Origin of the sequence: Orenia metallireducens (assembly GCF_001693735.1) — a bacterium.
Classification (GTDB): domain Bacteria; phylum Bacillota; class Halanaerobiia; order Halobacteroidales; family Halobacteroidaceae; genus Orenia; species Orenia metallireducens.
Map to the genome: position 1 here is coordinate 97,120 of NZ_LWDV01000010.1, position 16,396 is coordinate 113,515.

The following is a 16,396-nucleotide window of genomic DNA, read 5'->3' on the forward strand; positions in this document are numbered from 1 at the left end:
TAGGCTTCCACCATCCCTAGCTCTCTTTAATAGCAGTCTCTAATTACTCCTCTTGTTCTTTGTAACTAACTTTATCTATTTTTCCTTAAATATATCAGAATTCATCTGAATTGTCAATATCATTCTCAACCCTATCTGCTAACCTATTAAGCCTTTCAACCTCTATAGTACATTTATTGGCTAAAGCTGCTATACCCGCTAAGACTGTCAAATAAGGTGCAATCACTGTTCCTACTACACCTGCTGTTACAGGGATATCTACTAAAACTTTATCATCTTTCTTTACCTTAACCCTTGTAACATTACCTTTTCTAATTAAGTCTTTAACCCTACTAAGAACCTGCTGACCTCTTACTTGAAACTCTTCTTTAGTATATTTTTGCTTCTCCTCTTTCTCTAATTTAATAATTGCTTCTAAAACATCACCATCTACAGACCTTAAAGCTTCCACAGCCTGCTCATAATCAACTCCTGTTCTCTCCCTAATAACATCTACCTTCTCTAACTCTTCTGTTATCATAATTGTTCCTCCTTAATTAAAGTCCTTTAGTCTTTCTATAAAAGAGATAGACTTTAACTTTTTATGAATTAAAGATTGAATATAATAAGGTATAATCTCAGCCAATTCCTTTCTAGCATACCCAGGTATCTTCATCTGTAGCAGTTTCTTATAATCTAATTCTAAAATCTTCTTAATGTACTGAACTGTCCCCATACTTATCTTCTTAGCCCAGTTGGTAGAGCAAGGGCAAACTAGTCCACCGGCTTCTCCAGCAAATCTAAAGTTCTTAGCTGACTTATTCCCACATTCTACACATCCCGATAGATATGGCTCATAGCCTAATAATTTAAGCAACTTCAATTCAAAGACCCTAATAATCAATTCTAAATCATCTAAACTATCTATTAATCTTAAAGTTAATAACAAAAGACCAAAGACCCATTTATTCTCTTCATAGTCTATAGTTAACTCATCAACTACCTCCACCACATAAGAAGCATAAGCCATCTTATCAAGATCTCCTCTTATCTTGTTAAAAGACTCTTTTATATCACATTGACTTAGCTTCCCCAGATCAGATTTTCCTTGATAGACCATAATATTATTATATACAAAAGGTTGTAATCCAGCAGATACAGTACTTTTGGTCTTACGTACACCCTTTGCTACTACCTTAATCTTTCCTTTTTCTCTACTATAAAGAGAGATAATCTTGTCAGCTTCATTAAACTCATAATTTCTTAGTACAATTGCATCTGTATCAAAGAGTGGCATATTATCATTCCTTTTTATCTGTTAGTATTAAATATTCTTCTCCACCTAGCTATAATGTCCTCTTTGACACAAATTACTCTAACAATAGTTTATGCAAAAAAATAAATTTAACTCATTCTATTAATTAAATATTGAGATAATATAAATATATTGTGATACTTTTGCTTTAACAGTTAAGGTCTTTCTAGGTGAAAAGAATTAGACCTAAAGGATAAGTTCAGTAAGAAAAAACACTTACTTCACCAAGTTTCCTTTATGTTTGAACGAAGCAAGTATTATAAATAATAACAGTATAATCTTCGAATTAGAACTTTGATATTTATTGGTTTCAATAAATATTGATTGCGTAGTGAGTGGGCTCTGCCACGAAGGGTTGGTTATTTAAACCTATAGGTATAATTCTTTTCTAGATTGAGGCGCTTTTACCACAGAAGGTTCTGTGAACCTGTAGGTTTGCTGATTTTTGGGGCGCAAAAATCAGGCACCCTTAGGCGCGCCCCGTAGGAAGTAGTCTTGGGCTACAACCTAAGAATTTTTATTCACTTTTTAAAAAGCAAAGAAGTTGGTATTTAAATACCAACTTCTTACTATTCATTCTCATCTCCAGTTACTATTGCTACACCTTCACTACTACCAATTCGATTGGCACCAGCATCTAACATTTCAAGAGCTTCATCAAAGGTATCAATGCCACCAAAGGCTTTAACCCCAATAGATCTACCTACATTCTTACGAATTAAACTTACTTCTTCAGTAGTTGCCCCTCTTGGTCCAAAGCCAGTAGAAGTCTTAATGAAATCAGCCCCTACCTTCTTAGCAATATAACATAACTTTTCAATCTCTTCTTCATTCAAATAACAGGTCTCTATTATAACCTTAGTGATTATATCCTTAGTAACTCCTGCTATTTTAGTAGCATCAACAACAGCTTTAACATCCTCCCTAACAACATCCCAAGCATGAGACTTAACTGCACTAAGATTAACTACCATATCAACCTCTTGAGCACCATTTCTGATCGCATTCTTAGTCTCATATGCCTTTGTCTCAGAAGTAGTAGCTCCTAAAGGATAACCTATTACTGTACATACCTTAACAGAACTATTCTCCAATAATTTAGCTGCCAAGGGAACAAAACAAGGGTTAACACAGACAGAAGCAAAATCATGTTCTTTTGCTTCATCACAGGTCTTCTTGACATCTAACACCGTTGCAGTTGGATATAGTATTGTATGATCAACCATTTTAGCCATATCTTTAGGTTTAATTGCCATGATTATCAGCTCCTCTATCGTATTATTTTATGTTAAATGATTCAAGAATAATCTAGCCAAAGTGAAATAAATAAATAATCCCGATGCATCAATTACAGTAGTAATAAACGGACCTGCCGCTACTGCTGGATCAATGCCGAAATAATCCAAAATAAATGGAGTGGTTGTTCCTACAAAGGTCGCCGTTAATATATTACAAAACATAGCCAATCCTACAACAACTCCTAATATATAATTTCCCTGCCATACAAATGCAACTAAAGCAATAATAGAACCACAAATTAAAGCCACCAATCCTCCAACCTTAATCTCATTAAATAAATGCATAAATAAATCTTTAGAATCTATATCTCCTGTAGCCAATCCCCTAACAACAATTGCCAGAGATTGAGTACCAGCATTACCACCAGTTCCAGCTAAAGTAGGCATAAATAAAGCTAGAGCCACTACACTATTTAAAAGATTAGAAAATATATCAATTACAGAACCCGACAATATACTTGCAAATAAGAGAACTATCAGCCATGGAGAACGTTTTAAAGCAGCCTTTAATATTGAACTATGGCCATCTTCAAAATCAACCTCACTGGTTGCAGCCATCTTATAAATGTCCTCAGTAGCTTCTTCTTCAATAACGTCAATGATATCATCTACTGTTATTATTCCCAAAAGCTGCTTCTGATGATTAACTACTGGAACAGCTAAGAGGTCATATTTAGAGATAATACGAGCTACCTCTTCTTGGTCTAAATCTAACCTAACATGAATTACCTTCTTCTGTATCAAATCCTTTATCTTCTTTTCGGGATTTGCCGTAATCAACTCTCTCATCGAAAGTACACCCATTAATTGCTTGGTCTGATTTACTACATAAATGTAGTAAATCATCTCAGCTTCTCTAGCAACCTCTCTAACGATATCCAAAGCCTCTCCTACAGTCTTACCTTCCTTGATTGCTATGTATTCGGTGGTCATAATACCACCGGCACTATCTTCATCATAACCTAACAGATTACGAATCTGCTCAGCATCTTCTTTTCTCATCAACTTTAATAATTCTTTCGTCTGTCCTATAGATAAAGTACCTAAGAAATCTGCTATGTCATCTGCATACATATTGTCTAAGATAATTCTTAAGTCTTCAGGTTTTACTAAATTCAAAATGGTATGCTTAACATGATAATCAAACTCTGTTAAAGCATAAGCCATCTTCTTTAGGGGAATAGCAGGAATTATATCCTCCACTTCCTCCATAGATAGTTCATCTATCAACTCAGTAATATCAGCTGGATATAAATCTTCTAATATAGGTTTTAAACTTTCAATATTTTTTTCTTCAAGTTTTGCTTTTATATCTAAGAGTAGACTTTCTCTCATATAGTATCACCCCTTATAGCCTAGCATTTTCAAAGCATCCTCCTTATCTCTCCAGTCATCTTTTATCTTAACCCATAAATCTAAAAAGACCTGGGTACTCAATAGATTTTCTATATCAACTCTAGCACTCTTACCGATCTTTTTAAGCATACTTCCACCTTTACCTATTAAGATTCCCTTTTGAGATTTTCTCTCTACATAAATATTAGCACCAATTTCAATTAAATCTTTATCACTTCTCTCTTCAAATTTGGTAACCTCAATAGCCACCGAATGGGGTACTTCTTGATGTGTAAACTTTAAAACCTTCTCTCTGATCAGTTCAGAGACGATAAATTGCTCTATTTGATCAGTAATCATATCATCAGGATAGTACTTAGGACCTTCTGGCAAATAATTAACTATAGTATCAGTCAAGTCATCTAAATTAATCTCTTTTTCAGCTGAAATAGTTATAATATCAGTAAATTCTCCTAGTTTCTGATAATCATTAATTCTTGTAGCTAAATCATCTTTAGATACAGTATCTACCTTATTTAAAACCAGAAGAGTTGGCACAGAAGATGCATGAGCTAGCTGAGTAGCAATCTTTTTATCCTGATTATTTGGTTTATAATTAGCATCAACCATAAAGATAACTAAATCAATCTCCTTTAAAGATTCATAGGCTATCTCATTTAAATATTTTCCCATCTTATCCTTTGGACTGTGAATTCCTGGGGTGTCTATAAATATCATCTGAGCATCATCTAAAGTTAATATACATTGAACCCTATTTCTAGTTGTTTGTGCTTTACGAGAAGTAATATTGATCTTCTCTCCAATCAATTTATTGACCAAGGTCGATTTACCAACATTGGGCTGCCCTACTACTGTAATAAATCCTGATTTGAAACCTTTATCGGCTGTTAATTTCTCCATTACTGTGCCCCCTTATAATTTAAGTTCCATAATTAGTCTATCTTCTCCTACACCATATTCATTCTCTCGATAGTCAACTTTATTAAATCCAAATTTCTGCTGATAGATATAGACTGCATTCTGATTATTAGGATCTACTGTCAATTCTACCTTCTTAATCTCTCGTTTAGACAGATCTCTTAAAGAATAATCCAATAATTTACTACCAAACCCCTTACCTTGATGGCTTTTGGATATAGCCAACCCATATAAATAACCCTTCTCTATATCTTTCATATCTCTCATATATTCTGCTAAACCAATAGGCTCTTTATCCAGCCAAATAACATAGACCATACCATGATAAATCATTGGTACTAACCCCCACTGGTTTAAGCCACCTTCTCCAAAGGCTTCACTTTCAATCTTGACCAACTTATTAATAACATCAACTTGATTGTCCTTTAGTGCTGCAATTCTTATTTGCAAATTCTAACCTCCTTAATCTTCTTCAGGTGCTACTGTCCCTCCAGAAACAATCAACTTCAATCCTTGTTCAACAGTCATATCTAAGTAAGTAATATCATCTTTAGGGATTAAAATTAACATCCCAGAAGTAGGATTAGGAGTAGTAGGGATAAAGACATTAACAACTTCCTGTGATGTCTTCTCTTGCACCTCTCCTACTCCCTTACAGGTCAAAAAGCCCAATTGATAGATTCCCCGGCGAGGGTACTCAACCAAGACTACATCACGAAAAGCAGTCTTATTCTTTAAAAATAAGGCATTTATCAGTTGACGAACAGTAACATAGATAGTACGAACTAATGGAATTCTAATCAGTAATCTTTCACCAAAATCAATCAATCTCTTCCCTAGCATATTCTTAGCTATAATACCTACTACCAAAATTAAGATAAAAGTCATTATAAACCCAAGCCCATAAACCTCTCTTCCTAATAAAATTTTAACTACTGGGCTTAAAGCACTATCTACTATATTAATAACTGTAACAATAATATATATAGTAGCTATTGACGGTAATAAAACGATCAAACCAGTAATTAAATAATTCCGTAACTGCTTTAACATTTACACTTCCTCCTGCTCAATTGCCACTTTATCCTTAACCCGCTTAATTCTAACTTTTGAGATTCTTCTTTGTATTACCTTCTCTACAGAAATGTGTAAATCCTCAAATTCAATCCACTCTCCAGCATTGGGGACATAACCTAACATACTTAAAATAAAGCCACTGATTGTTTCATAATCCTCTTCAGGTAAAGATATACTTAACAACTCATTAATCTCATCAATATCGACACGTCCATCAATTAAAATTTCATCCTCATTAATAATTCTAATCCACTTCTCTTCTTCATCATATTCATCCTGAATATCACCAACAATTTCCTCTAGTAAATCTTCAATAGTCACCAATCCAGCAGTTCCACCATATTCATCAAGAATAATAGCCATATGAATCTTCTCTTTCCTAAATTCAGTTAACAGATTATCTATCTTCTTGGTTTCAGGTATATAATAAGCCGGTCTCATAATCTTTTGAATATCAACATCATAACTATCCTCTTTTAATAATGGAAGTAAATCCTTAGCGTAAACTACTCCTACTATATTGTCAACAGTATCATTATACACCGGAATCCTAGAAAACCCCATATTAATAATCAAATCTATCAGTTCCTCTAAAGGATCATTTATCTCTATGCATAACATGTGTATTCTAGGTATCATAATCTCCTTAACACTAATATCATCAAATTCAAAGATACTGTTAATCATCTGCTTCTCATCAGTTTCAATAATACCTTCTTGCTCACCAACTGTTAAAAATCTCCTGATTTCTTCTTCACTGATAAAAGGTTTAACCTTCTTATCTCCAGATCTCCTCATGACAAAATTGGTGATTATTGTTAAACCTTTAATAAGGGGAGATAATAGAAAAGAGAAGAATTCTATATATGGAGCTACTAGCATAGAGACTTTTTTAGACTCCTTAGTAGCAAAGGATTTTGGAGTGATTTCCCCAAAAATTAATACAAATATAGTTACTACACCTATAGCAATACCAACTCCCTTAGCACCAAATATATCAGTAGCTAAAGCAGTTGCAATTGATGAAGCTGCTATATTAACTAAATTATTACCAACTAAAATTGTAACCAATAATCTATCTGGACTACTTAATAACCTATCCACAACAGTAGCTTTCTTATTTCCTTCCTGCTTTAAGTGTCTAATCTCAACTTTATTTACTGACATTAATGCAGTTTCAGAGCTTGAAAAAAATCCAGATAGGATTAATAGTATTAATAAAGCCACTCCTTCTATTAACACTGTCAAATCCATAGATTAATGCCCTCCTAACAAAATTACAAATTAACTAATTGAAATACTAATATACCTATTAATGAGCCAATCATCGCACCAGAAATAACCTCCCAGGGAGTATGAATATCTCCTTCTATCCTGCTTTGTGCTATTAAAACCGCCATCAATAGTGCTAAAGTTGTAATCAAAGCATCATTTGCCAAATTAGAAATAATAATCATTACACCAAAAGCAAGAGCACTATGACCACTAGGCATTCCCCCTTGCAATGGAGTCCCTTTATTAAATTGGGACTTTACCCCAATTACTATTAATATAATTAAAATTAACGTGATAAAAGTTAAATGAATTGGGGTTTGTTGAATGTGTTGTAATAAATTTAAGGTTAGAGGCTTAATATCATTGAAGAATATAATATACCCTACAACAATAGCATTTAAAGCTGTTATCAAAACAGCACCTGCTGCTACATCCTTAATTATCTTAATAGTTGGATGATACTCTTTATTAACTAAATCACTCAATCTTTCAATAGCAGTGTTAATCATTTCACTAAAGAAAACCAAGGTTATTGATATGAATAAAATCAATAATTCTAGCTTATTTAAGCTAAAAAAAATCCCAAATAATAAGACTATAACAGAAATAATTAGATGAATCTTCATATTACGTTCATGCTTTAAAGAGTATATAATACCATTAACAGCATAGTTAAAGCTTTTAATTAAATTATTAATTAACTTCATCTAGTCTCTACTTAAACCTAGCTCTACTAGGATTTCTTCCTCCTTTTTACGCATAATTATCCTCTCTTCTTTACCATAATGGTCATAACCAAGAAGATGGAGCATTCCATGGACTGTTAAAAAACCTATCTCTCTAGCAAAAGAGTGATTATATTCTTCTGCTTGGCGTTGAGCCGTCTCCAAAGAGATGATAATATCACCCAATAAAAGATTATCATCTTGGGGAAAAGATAATACATCAGTTGGCTGATCCTTTCCTCTATACCTATGGTTTAAACCATGTATATAATTATCATCAACCAAAGCAACACTCACCTCTTTGGCTAAATCGGATTCTCTTTTTAACACTACATTTACCACCTGCTCTATTACATCTATGATATCTTCTTCAACCTCTAAATTATCTTGTAGATTATTTATTAGTACTGCCATTTAACATCTTTCCCTCCTTAAATTGTTGAGCAATATTATCAGGATATTCTATTCTATTATGAAAGATTCCTTTTAATATATTGACAAAAGCATTAGCAACCTTATCTAAATCCTTCAAAGTTAAATTACATTCATCTAGCTGCCCACTATCTAATTTCTTCTTGACAAGCTCTCTAACAAACTTTTCTAACTTACCAGGGTTACTCTGGGCTGATACATTTGATCTAACAGCAGCTTCCACTATATCAGCCAACATAATCAAACCAGCTTCTTTTGTTTGAGGCTTAGGTCCATCATATCTGAAATCATCTTCATCTATATTCTTATACTTCTCATCATGCTTAGCCTCTTGATAAAAGAAAGAAACGAGACTAGTTCCATGATGCTGTTCAATCACATCTATAATAATTTGTGGTAATTTATGCTCTTTAGCCAGCTCCAATCCATCCTTAACATGGGAAGTAATAATTAAGGTACTTAAACTAGGTGATAATTTATCATGAGGATTCTCTGCCCCAATCTGATTCTCTGTAAAGAAATAAGAACGTTTAATCTTACCAATATCATGATAATAAGCTGATACCCTAGCCAATAATGAATCTGCTCCTATTTGGTCTGCAGCAGCTTCTGCTAGGTTTCCAACTATTATACTATGATGATAGGTTCCTGGAGCTTCTACTAATAACCTTTTCAATAAAGGATGATTTGGATTAGATAACTCCAATAATTTAACTGGTGATGTAATACCAAAGATATTTTCTATATAAGGTAATAAGCCATTGGCAACTACTGCAACCAAAAACCCATTCAGTATTGCCCATAGCACCTGTAAAAAACTAATCAATTCAACAGTAGGTTCAAGTAAGCTAAATGTAAAGATAGTTAGTGCTGTCGTTCCACTGACAATAAATCCAGCTCTAGCCAAATCAGAACGTTGACTTAACTTAGATACACTATAGATTCCTGTTAGTCCACTAACTAAGGCAACTGTTATACCAATTACTTCATCTCCAGTAACTATCCCTACTAAAAAGGATAAACTGATTGTAAAAAGTATTGCTAAATCAGTATCGATTAAAATTGCAATCATAATCGAAGCAGCAGCCACTGGAACTATGAAGGATGGGTATTTAATAGGCATATAATTAGCTAATTTAGCCAATGAAATAATAATAATTGGTAATAGACCTAATAAAGCCAATATCCCTTCTCCATCTAAAATGCTCTTCTGATATTGATATATATAAATAGTAGGAATTAAGACGAATATTAAAACAATTAAAATGTGTCCAAGAATATTAAGATAATTAATTTTGGCCTGTCTTAGCCCCAATTTTTCTAAAATCTTAATGTCCTCTTTAGTAACAACTTTACCATGGCGAATTATAATCTCACCTTTAGAGAAGGTTCTTCTAATAGGCTCTATCTTTTGACGAGCTTCTTCTTTCTTCTTCTCTGTTGCCTCTAAATTAAAGATCATATTAGGTTTTATAAAATGTTGAGCAATCCCACTTACCAGTGCATTATACTGCTGGTCTTCACTTAATTTCATGGCATCTTGGCTTAATTGTTCCTTTACATTACTTAGATAATCGTTCTTAACACCACGATTTAAATATTTAGCTAATATCATCAGAATATCTTCTTTTAAAAGATCTACATCTTCTTCAGATAAACTAAATAGATATGATAGATTCTGATAAGACAAATCTATATTATAATTATTTTGAACCTGTTGAATCTTATCGGCTAACTCCACATCAGTCTCTCTTATAACTTGAATATTATCGAAGAACTTTCTAACATCAACCTTTACCTCAGTTAAGATCCCTACATCTTCTTCATAAACCTTAGAAACTGAATTAGCCGCTTCTCTTCTTAAAGCCTCAGTCTGCTCTTCATCTATGTACTCTACTGTCTTAGGGGCAACAACATCATTTTTAGCAACTTGTCCTACTTCTAAATTAACCTCTTTTGGAAAGATATCAATAGTAACAATTCCTGCTAATATAACAAAGATAACTATAATCCAAATATAGCGTTGTGACCTTTCAACCTTATAAAAATCAACATGCCCAACCTTCAATTTTTCTAATAATTGCTCAAAAAAAGACATTATATTTCACTCCTAAAAGGATCAGTTAATTTCTTCATAAGCCTTAATTATCTCCCTAACCAACCTATGCCTTACTACATCAAGATTAGTTAAATAAATAAAACTTATGCCATCTATATGTTGTAATATCTGCTCTGCTTGAGCCAATCCTGATTTCTTTCTATTTGGTAAATCAATCTGAGTAATATCACCAGTAATTACTGCTTTAGAGTTAGGTCCTAAGCGAGTTAAAAACATCTTCATTTGCTCTCTAGTAGTATTTTGAGCTTCATCCAGAATAACAGCTGAATTTCTAAGAGTTCTACCTCTCATATAAGCTAAAGGAGCAATCTCTATAATCTTCTTCTCTGAAAGTTGCTCAACTTTTTCAGGTCCTAATATATCATACAAAGCATCATATAAAGGTCGTAAATAAGGGTCAACCTTCTCCTGTAAATCTCCTGGTAAGAAACCTAAATTCTCACCAGCTTCAATGGCTGGTCTAGTTAAAATAATTCTCTCCACCTTATTTTTAACTAAATAATTAACAGCCATAACTACTGCTAAATAGGTCTTTCCTGTCCCTGCTGGACCTATTCCAAAGACGATATCATCCTTACGTAAAGCATCTAGATACTTCTTTTGACCTATAGTCTTAGGGGTAATCTTCTTTCCTGAACTAGTAACTTGCACTACATCAGAGTAAATCTCATTTAAAGAAAATTCCCCTTCTCTGCTCATTTCAATAGCATACTCTACTTCTTTAGTGGTTAAAGCATCCTTATTATTAGCTATCTTATTTAGCTCTTCAAAGAGCTTATATACTTTATTTACATCATCTTCTTCCCCTTTAATTTTAACTATATTACCTCTGGCAATTATCTGTGTTGGAAAGTTTTTTTCTATTAATCTTAAATTCTGGTCATGGTGACCAAATATGTTTCTTGCAGCTTGATTACTACTTAATGTAACTTCTTTTGTTAAGATTTCCAAAACTAGCTACTCCTTCCTGACTCCAATCTCTTCTTCGATTTCTAACAATGCTTTGATTCTAATTATATTATTAACTTCACCATCTAAGTCTATTAACTTTAATTTACTATTTAATATTATAGCCTCTTTTGATACCCCTTGCAAGATGCTTTCTACTGCATCATCTTTGGCAATCTGTTTAGCCATCTCCAAATCGATTCTCTCTTTTACCTTTTTCACCTTTATGTATCTTCTTGTAACTAATTCGATAGGTAAGTCGATATTCCTCCATTTAGGTAAAGATTTTACCTCTTCTACTACTTTAAAGTTAGTATATGGTGAGCTTTTAGGCCCCTTTAAATTTATCTTCTTATCCTTAAATTTAATAATTATACTGGTTTTACTGTTATCAGTTAATTGCTCATACTCCTGAACAAGTTTAGCTTCTCCATAACCCTCATACCAGATTCTTGCTTTAATGATTCCTTCAGCCTTTACTTCCTCCTTTTTAACAAGAATACCCCTATCATTACCTTCTTCCTCTTTAGTCTCCTCATCCTCTTTATTAATTACCTCTTCCTCTTCTTTTTTAATAAATACTTCCTTACTTATTAATAAATCACCTTTTTTAACAGTCATCCCCTCTTCAACCATTGGAGTTCCCTTTAATACAATCAGTTTAGATATAATTCCAGCTTTAGCAGCTACAATATCACTAGGAATTATCTTAGAATCTACTATCTTCTTCTCCACTAACTCCACAATCAATGTAGTTCCAGAAAAATGAATATTGACCCAAGCAATTCTAGGAACCCTCCTGATAAGTGCTTTTTCCAAATCTTCTAATGGAATACTAGATTTTAGTACCCCAGGGCGGATTTTAGCCTCTCTTAAAAATTCCAATATCTCCTCTTTCTCTATCTCTTTAGTACCTTGAATCTCTATAAAGAACAAAAATGATGATAAAGTATATAATGACAAGACTAAAAAAATCAATCCAATAATTAAAAATCTCCTATTCAATACCTTAGTAAAGAAAAAAGGTAGTCCTCTTTTCTGATTTATTCTAACCTTATATCTTGTTCTTCTTAAATGAGGTCTGATATTTTTAAAATCCTTTAATCTAATATTTACATATAACCTATCACCTATACGGATAATATCCCATAATTTAAAGCCTTCTCTCATTAAAATATTGATACACTTCTCTAAATTAGCTCCTTGAATCTCTAACCTCAAATATCCTTCTACTAAAGTATATAGTTTCTTTAGCATGGTATCCCCCTTAAACTGATTTAATTTTTAAATCAGTTATCTTACCTTCTATTATAATAATCTCCTCTTCTAAACTATCAATACTCATATCCTTACCCTCTATAATAATCTGCCCACGATGTGACCTGATCTTTATAAATTCTGGAGTATACTTTATAATTCCTCGATGATTCTCTATTGCTAATTGCATACCTCCAACTAATGAAATCCTAGGCAAATTCAATACTACCTCTTGAGGAAGGTCAAATATATTAGCAAACAACTCTTTAGCTTTCTCTTTCTTCCCCATTTAAACTCCTCCTAAGCGTTAGCTATTGCTAACTTAGTTACTAATATCCATTAGCTAATATTAGTTAATCGCTAATACTATCAATATTTAATACATTCAGTCGACTTTGCTACTAAATAATATATATGTAAGGTATCGATTATTAATTACAGTTAAGTTTAGAAGAATAAAATCGAAGGGAGACAGTGACAAGTAACTAATCACATGTTAGTTGTCTAAAAACAATAAGAGACGGCTAGCACCGTCTCTCCCAAAAAGTCTATAATTTATTTTACTTTATGCTAATCGCTCTTTTACTAATTGGCTGATCACATTACCGTCAGCTCTTCCTGTAACCTTTGGCATGATTACCCCCATTACTTTCCCCATATCTCTCATGCTCTCTGCTTTAGTCTCAGCAATTACTTCCTCTACAATCTCAACTAGCTCCTCTTCACTTAACTGTTTAGGAAGATAATCTTGTAATATAGCAATTTCATTCTCTAAATCTTTTACTTTATCCTCTTGACCAGCCTTCTCATATTCAGTAATAGAGTCCTTATTCTGCTTTACCAACTTGGCTAAAACCTCAATAACCTCTTCATCAGTTAAATCTTTTCTCTCATTAATCTCTTTATCTTTAATAGCAGCCCTTGCCATCCTAATTACAGATAATCTCTCTTTATCTTTACTCTTCATAGCAGTTTTCATATCTTCTAATAATCTTTCCTGTAAAGACACACTAATCCCCCCCTAATTTCTTTATCTTTATTTAACATTAGATACAATAATGAGTCATCCTCACTAATTAACTAAAATTATGTAACTACATTTAATCTTCTAACCTGGAGGCCACTGTAAGTTCCGTCCTCCTAATAGATGATAGTGAATATGATAGACAGTCTGACCTCCAGCTTTATTACAGTTGGTCACTACCCTAAATCCATCCTCTGCAATTCCTTCATCTTTAGCAATTTTGCTAGCTACCCAATAGATATGACCTATCAGCTCTTTATCATCCTCTTTAATATCTACTAGAGTAGGAATATGTTTCTTAGGAATAATTAAATTATGGAGAGGTGCTTCAGGATTAATATCCTTAAAAGCAATTACTTTATCATCTTCATAGATGATATCACTATTAATCTCACCAGCAACTATCTTACAGAAAATACATTCTTCCATCGTATGCCCCCCTTTCCTAAATAAACTATAGTAGATTTGTAACTTAAATAATATTATATTATTCTAAACAACCTATTAATTCACCTTCTTTTTCCATTAACTTTACCTCAACTAATTTTCCTAATAAATCATCAGAGCCATCAACTAAAACCCTTAGATAATTATCAGTTAGCCCAGTTAACATTCCTGTTTGACTATCCCGTACTTCCTCTAATAAAACGTCTATTCTCTCCCCTATAAATCTCTGCTGATAAGCTGAGGATAACTTTTCAGATAACTCTCTTAGTTTTTCACTTCTCTTCTTCTTTATAATTGAATGGACTTGGTTCTCAAAATCTGCTGCTGGAGTTCCTTGCCGTTTGGAATACTTAAAGATATGTAAATCACTAAACTCAAGTTCCTTAACTACTTGATAAGTATCATCAAAATCCTCATCACTTTCTCCAGGAAAACCTACAATCACATCACTAGTAATTGCAATCTCTGGTACTTTAGCTTTAATCTTATTTACCATATCCCTAAACTCTTGCACATTGTAAGGGCGATTCATAGCTTCTAATATCTTATCAGACCCGCTTTGTAAAGGCAAATGGAGGTGTCGGCATAATTTATCAGATTCTGCAATTAAGTCTATCAATTCATCACTAACTTCTGTTCCCTCAATAGAGCTCAACCTAATTCTCTTAATTCCCTCTACTGTTAAGATTCTTTTAATTAATTTAACCAAATCAAGGTCTTCTTTATCTTTCCCATATTGTCCTAAGTGAATTCCTGTTAAAACTATCTCCTCAAACCCACCTTCAGCTAAGCGCATAACCTCAGCCTTAACATCCTCTAAGGAACGACTGCGTAAAGAACCACGAGCATAGGGAATTATACAATAAGAACAGAACTGGTCACAGCCCTCTTGAATCTTAATAGAAGCTCTTGTTCTCTCTTTAGATTCTTCAATAGCAATCTCTTCAAAGCTATCATCCTCTTCCATCTCTTGCACAAAGTTAACTGGTCCTTTTGCCCTCATTGCCTGCTTGACAAACTCTACTATTTTACTTCTTCCTTTAGTCCCAACTACTAAATCAACCTCTGCCATCTCCATTACCTTATCAGCATCAACCTGTGGGTAACAGCCTACCATAGCAACCAGAGCTTGAGGATTTCTCCTTTTAGCTCTTCTAGTAATCTTACGAGACTTACTTGCACCTTGTTGAGTTACAGTACAAGTATTAATTACATAAATATCAGCTTCACTTTCAAAATCAACAATTTCATAACCGGCTTCCTCAAGCTGTTTCATCATCGCTTCTGTATCATATTGATTAACCTTACATCCTAGTGTATAAAATGCAACCCGTTTCATATAATAACCTCCGTTAAATTACAGTTGATAGTTGACAGTTTATAATGTACAGTTAAAAATAAAACTCCTTAAATGTTTTACTACGAGTTTTTAATAAAAAACTCTACATGTCAACCACTGTAAACTGTACTCTGTACACTGTAAACTATCCTAAATCTCCTAATTCATATAATACCATAGATAGAGTTGCAATACCAGCAGTTTCAGTTCTTAAAATTCTAGGACCTAGAGTAACAGATTTTGCCCCTGCCGTCTTTAATTGTTCTACCTCTTTAGAGCTGAAACCACCCTCTGGTCCGATTATAATCATGATCTTCTGAGCATCTAAATTAGAGGATAAAGTCTCTTTTAACCCTCGACTCTCTTCATCCTCCCAAGGCACTAAAACCAAATCATATCTATCAAAATCTGTTATAACCTGATTTAAATCGGAGAGTTCTCTAACACTTGGAATTTTACCTCTTTTAGACTGCTTAGCTGCTTCTTCTACTATCTTCTGCCATCTTTCTTGACGCTGCTTAGCCTTCTTTTCATTTAAATTGACAATAGTCCGCTTAGTATCGATAGGAATAATATCTTCCATACCAATCTCTGTACATTTCTGTACAATCATATCCATCTTCTTACCCTTAGGTAAGCCCTGCACAAGGGTTACCTTTACTCTAGGTTCGGCTTGTACTTCAAACTCTTTTATTATCTTAGCTTTTACAAAATCTTTGCTGAACTCTATCAATTTAGTTAAATATTTCTGACCTTCTCCATCACTAACACTGATTTCATCATCAATATCTAATCTCAATGAACGGGTGATGTGGGTGACATCATCACCTCTAATAATAACTATCCCATCATTTATATCTGTTGATTGAACAAAAAAATGATGCATT

18 protein-coding genes and 1 other annotated feature (1 of these 19 cut by a window edge) are annotated in these 16,396 nt (G+C 33.3%); all 18 genes read right to left on the bottom strand.

Annotated features, from left to right (window positions below):
• Positions 1-69 (bottom strand) — a binding site (T-box leader) (it extends 103 nt beyond the left edge of the window).
• 25 nt (positions 70-94) lie between these two features.
• A complete protein-coding gene (locus tag U472_RS12630; protein WP_068719083.1) occupies positions 95-520 on the bottom strand; it encodes a DUF4342 domain-containing protein in 426 nt (141 codons plus the stop codon).
• 12 nt (positions 521-532) lie between these two features.
• A complete protein-coding gene (gene recO / locus U472_RS12635; RefSeq protein ID WP_068719085.1) occupies positions 533-1,276 on the bottom strand; it encodes a DNA repair protein RecO in 744 nt (247 codons plus the stop codon).
• A gap of 587 nt (positions 1,277-1,863) precedes the next feature.
• Positions 1,864-2,550: a deoxyribose-phosphate aldolase gene (deoC, locus tag U472_RS12640; RefSeq protein ID WP_068719087.1), complete on the bottom strand. Its 687-nt coding sequence runs from the start codon at positions 2,548-2,550 to the stop codon at positions 1,864-1,866.
• Between the two features lie 27 nt (positions 2,551-2,577).
• Entirely contained in the window at positions 2,578-3,927 is a 1,350-nt protein-coding gene (gene mgtE / locus U472_RS12645; RefSeq protein ID WP_068719089.1) for a magnesium transporter, read from the bottom strand.
• 6 nt (positions 3,928-3,933) lie between these two features.
• A complete protein-coding gene (gene era / locus U472_RS12650) occupies positions 3,934-4,848 on the bottom strand; it encodes a GTPase Era (RefSeq protein ID WP_068719091.1) in 915 nt (304 codons plus the stop codon).
• Positions 4,849-4,860: 12 nt separating this feature from the next.
• Positions 4,861-5,316, bottom strand: coding sequence for a GNAT family N-acetyltransferase (locus U472_RS12655; protein ID WP_245684812.1), 456 nt, complete (start codon positions 5,314-5,316; stop codon positions 4,861-4,863).
• Positions 5,317-5,328: 12 nt separating this feature from the next.
• Positions 5,329-5,919, bottom strand: coding sequence for a DUF502 domain-containing protein (locus U472_RS12660; RefSeq protein ID WP_068719093.1), 591 nt, complete (start codon positions 5,917-5,919; stop codon positions 5,329-5,331).
• Positions 5,920-7,197 (bottom strand): hemolysin family protein, encoded by a 1,278-nt coding sequence (locus tag U472_RS12665; RefSeq protein ID WP_068719095.1) that lies wholly within the window; start codon positions 7,195-7,197, stop codon positions 5,920-5,922.
• 23 nt (positions 7,198-7,220) lie between these two features.
• Positions 7,221-7,925, bottom strand: coding sequence for a diacylglycerol kinase (locus U472_RS12670; RefSeq protein WP_068719097.1), 705 nt, complete (start codon positions 7,923-7,925; stop codon positions 7,221-7,223).
• On the bottom strand, positions 7,926-8,357 hold the full coding sequence (gene ybeY / locus U472_RS12675) for an rRNA maturation RNase YbeY (protein ID WP_068719099.1): 432 nt from the start codon (positions 8,355-8,357) through the stop codon (positions 7,926-7,928). It lies immediately after the preceding gene.
• Positions 8,338-10,473: an HD family phosphohydrolase gene (locus U472_RS12680; protein WP_068719101.1), complete on the bottom strand. Its 2,136-nt coding sequence runs from the start codon at positions 10,471-10,473 to the stop codon at positions 8,338-8,340. Before U472_RS12680 ends, ybeY begins: the two co-directional genes overlap by 20 nt.
• A 21-nt stretch (positions 10,474-10,494) precedes the next feature.
• Complete coding sequence (locus U472_RS12685; protein WP_068719103.1) at positions 10,495-11,445, bottom strand: PhoH family protein; 951 nt, start codon at positions 11,443-11,445, stop codon at positions 10,495-10,497.
• A 6-nt stretch (positions 11,446-11,451) separates the two neighbouring features.
• The gene (gene yqfD / locus U472_RS12690) at positions 11,452-12,699 is read right to left on the bottom strand and encodes a sporulation protein YqfD (protein WP_068719105.1); all 1,248 of its coding nucleotides are present in this window, start codon (positions 12,697-12,699) and stop codon (positions 11,452-11,454) included.
• A 10-nt stretch (positions 12,700-12,709) separates the two neighbouring features.
• Positions 12,710-12,988 carry a sporulation protein YqfC gene (yqfC, locus tag U472_RS12695; protein ID WP_068719107.1) on the bottom strand — a complete coding sequence of 93 codons (279 nt, stop codon included), beginning with the start codon at positions 12,986-12,988 and terminating at the stop codon, positions 12,710-12,712.
• A gap of 276 nt (positions 12,989-13,264) precedes the next feature.
• Complete coding sequence (locus tag U472_RS12700; RefSeq protein ID WP_068719109.1) at positions 13,265-13,708, bottom strand: GatB/YqeY domain-containing protein; 444 nt, start codon at positions 13,706-13,708, stop codon at positions 13,265-13,267.
• 99 nt (positions 13,709-13,807) lie between these two features.
• A complete protein-coding gene (locus tag U472_RS12705) occupies positions 13,808-14,152 on the bottom strand; it encodes a histidine triad nucleotide-binding protein (RefSeq protein ID WP_068719111.1) in 345 nt (114 codons plus the stop codon).
• 58 nt (positions 14,153-14,210) lie between these two features.
• Complete coding sequence (mtaB, locus tag U472_RS12710; RefSeq protein WP_068719113.1) at positions 14,211-15,509, bottom strand: tRNA (N(6)-L-threonylcarbamoyladenosine(37)-C(2))-methylthiotransferase MtaB; 1,299 nt, start codon at positions 15,507-15,509, stop codon at positions 14,211-14,213.
• A gap of 145 nt (positions 15,510-15,654) precedes the next feature.
• Entirely contained in the window at positions 15,655-16,395 is a 741-nt protein-coding gene (locus U472_RS12715; protein ID WP_068719115.1) for a 16S rRNA (uracil(1498)-N(3))-methyltransferase, read from the bottom strand.
• Between the last annotated feature and the right edge of the window lies 1 nt (position 16,396).

Bases quoted from the DNA above. Each gene is read 5' to 3' on its own strand.
- recO (WP_068719085.1), bottom strand. From the start codon at position 1,276: ATGCCACTCTTTGATACAGATGCAATTGTACTAAGAAATTATGAGTTT.
- U472_RS12705 (WP_068719111.1), bottom strand. From the start codon at position 14,152: ATGGAAGAATGTATTTTCTGTAAGATAGTTGCTGGTGAGATTAATAGT.
- U472_RS12665 (WP_068719095.1), bottom strand. From the start codon at position 7,197: ATGGATTTGACAGTGTTAATAGAAGGAGTGGCTTTATTAATACTATTA.
- U472_RS12630 (WP_068719083.1), bottom strand. From the start codon at position 520: ATGATAACAGAAGAGTTAGAGAAGGTAGATGTTATTAGGGAGAGAACA.
- U472_RS12680 (WP_068719101.1), bottom strand. From the start codon at position 10,473: ATGTCTTTTTTTGAGCAATTATTAGAAAAATTGAAGGTTGGGCATGTT.
- U472_RS12715 (WP_068719115.1), bottom strand. From the start codon at position 16,395: ATGCATCATTTTTTTGTTCAATCAACAGATATAAATGATGGGATAGTT.
- U472_RS12670 (WP_068719097.1), bottom strand. From the start codon at position 7,925: ATGAAGTTAATTAATAATTTAATTAAAAGCTTTAACTATGCTGTTAAT.
- yqfC (WP_068719107.1), bottom strand. From the start codon at position 12,988: ATGGGGAAGAAAGAGAAAGCTAAAGAGTTGTTTGCTAATATATTTGAC.
- ybeY (WP_068719099.1), bottom strand. From the start codon at position 8,357: ATGGCAGTACTAATAAATAATCTACAAGATAATTTAGAGGTTGAAGAA.
- U472_RS12660 (WP_068719093.1), bottom strand. From the start codon at position 5,919: ATGTTAAAGCAGTTACGGAATTATTTAATTACTGGTTTGATCGTTTTA.
- mtaB (WP_068719113.1), bottom strand. From the start codon at position 15,509: ATGAAACGGGTTGCATTTTATACACTAGGATGTAAGGTTAATCAATAT.
- mgtE (WP_068719089.1), bottom strand. From the start codon at position 3,927: ATGAGAGAAAGTCTACTCTTAGATATAAAAGCAAAACTTGAAGAAAAA.
- deoC (WP_068719087.1), bottom strand. From the start codon at position 2,550: ATGGCAATTAAACCTAAAGATATGGCTAAAATGGTTGATCATACAATA.
- era (WP_068719091.1), bottom strand. From the start codon at position 4,848: ATGGAGAAATTAACAGCCGATAAAGGTTTCAAATCAGGATTTATTACA.
- yqfD (WP_068719105.1), bottom strand. From the start codon at position 12,699: ATGCTAAAGAAACTATATACTTTAGTAGAAGGATATTTGAGGTTAGAG.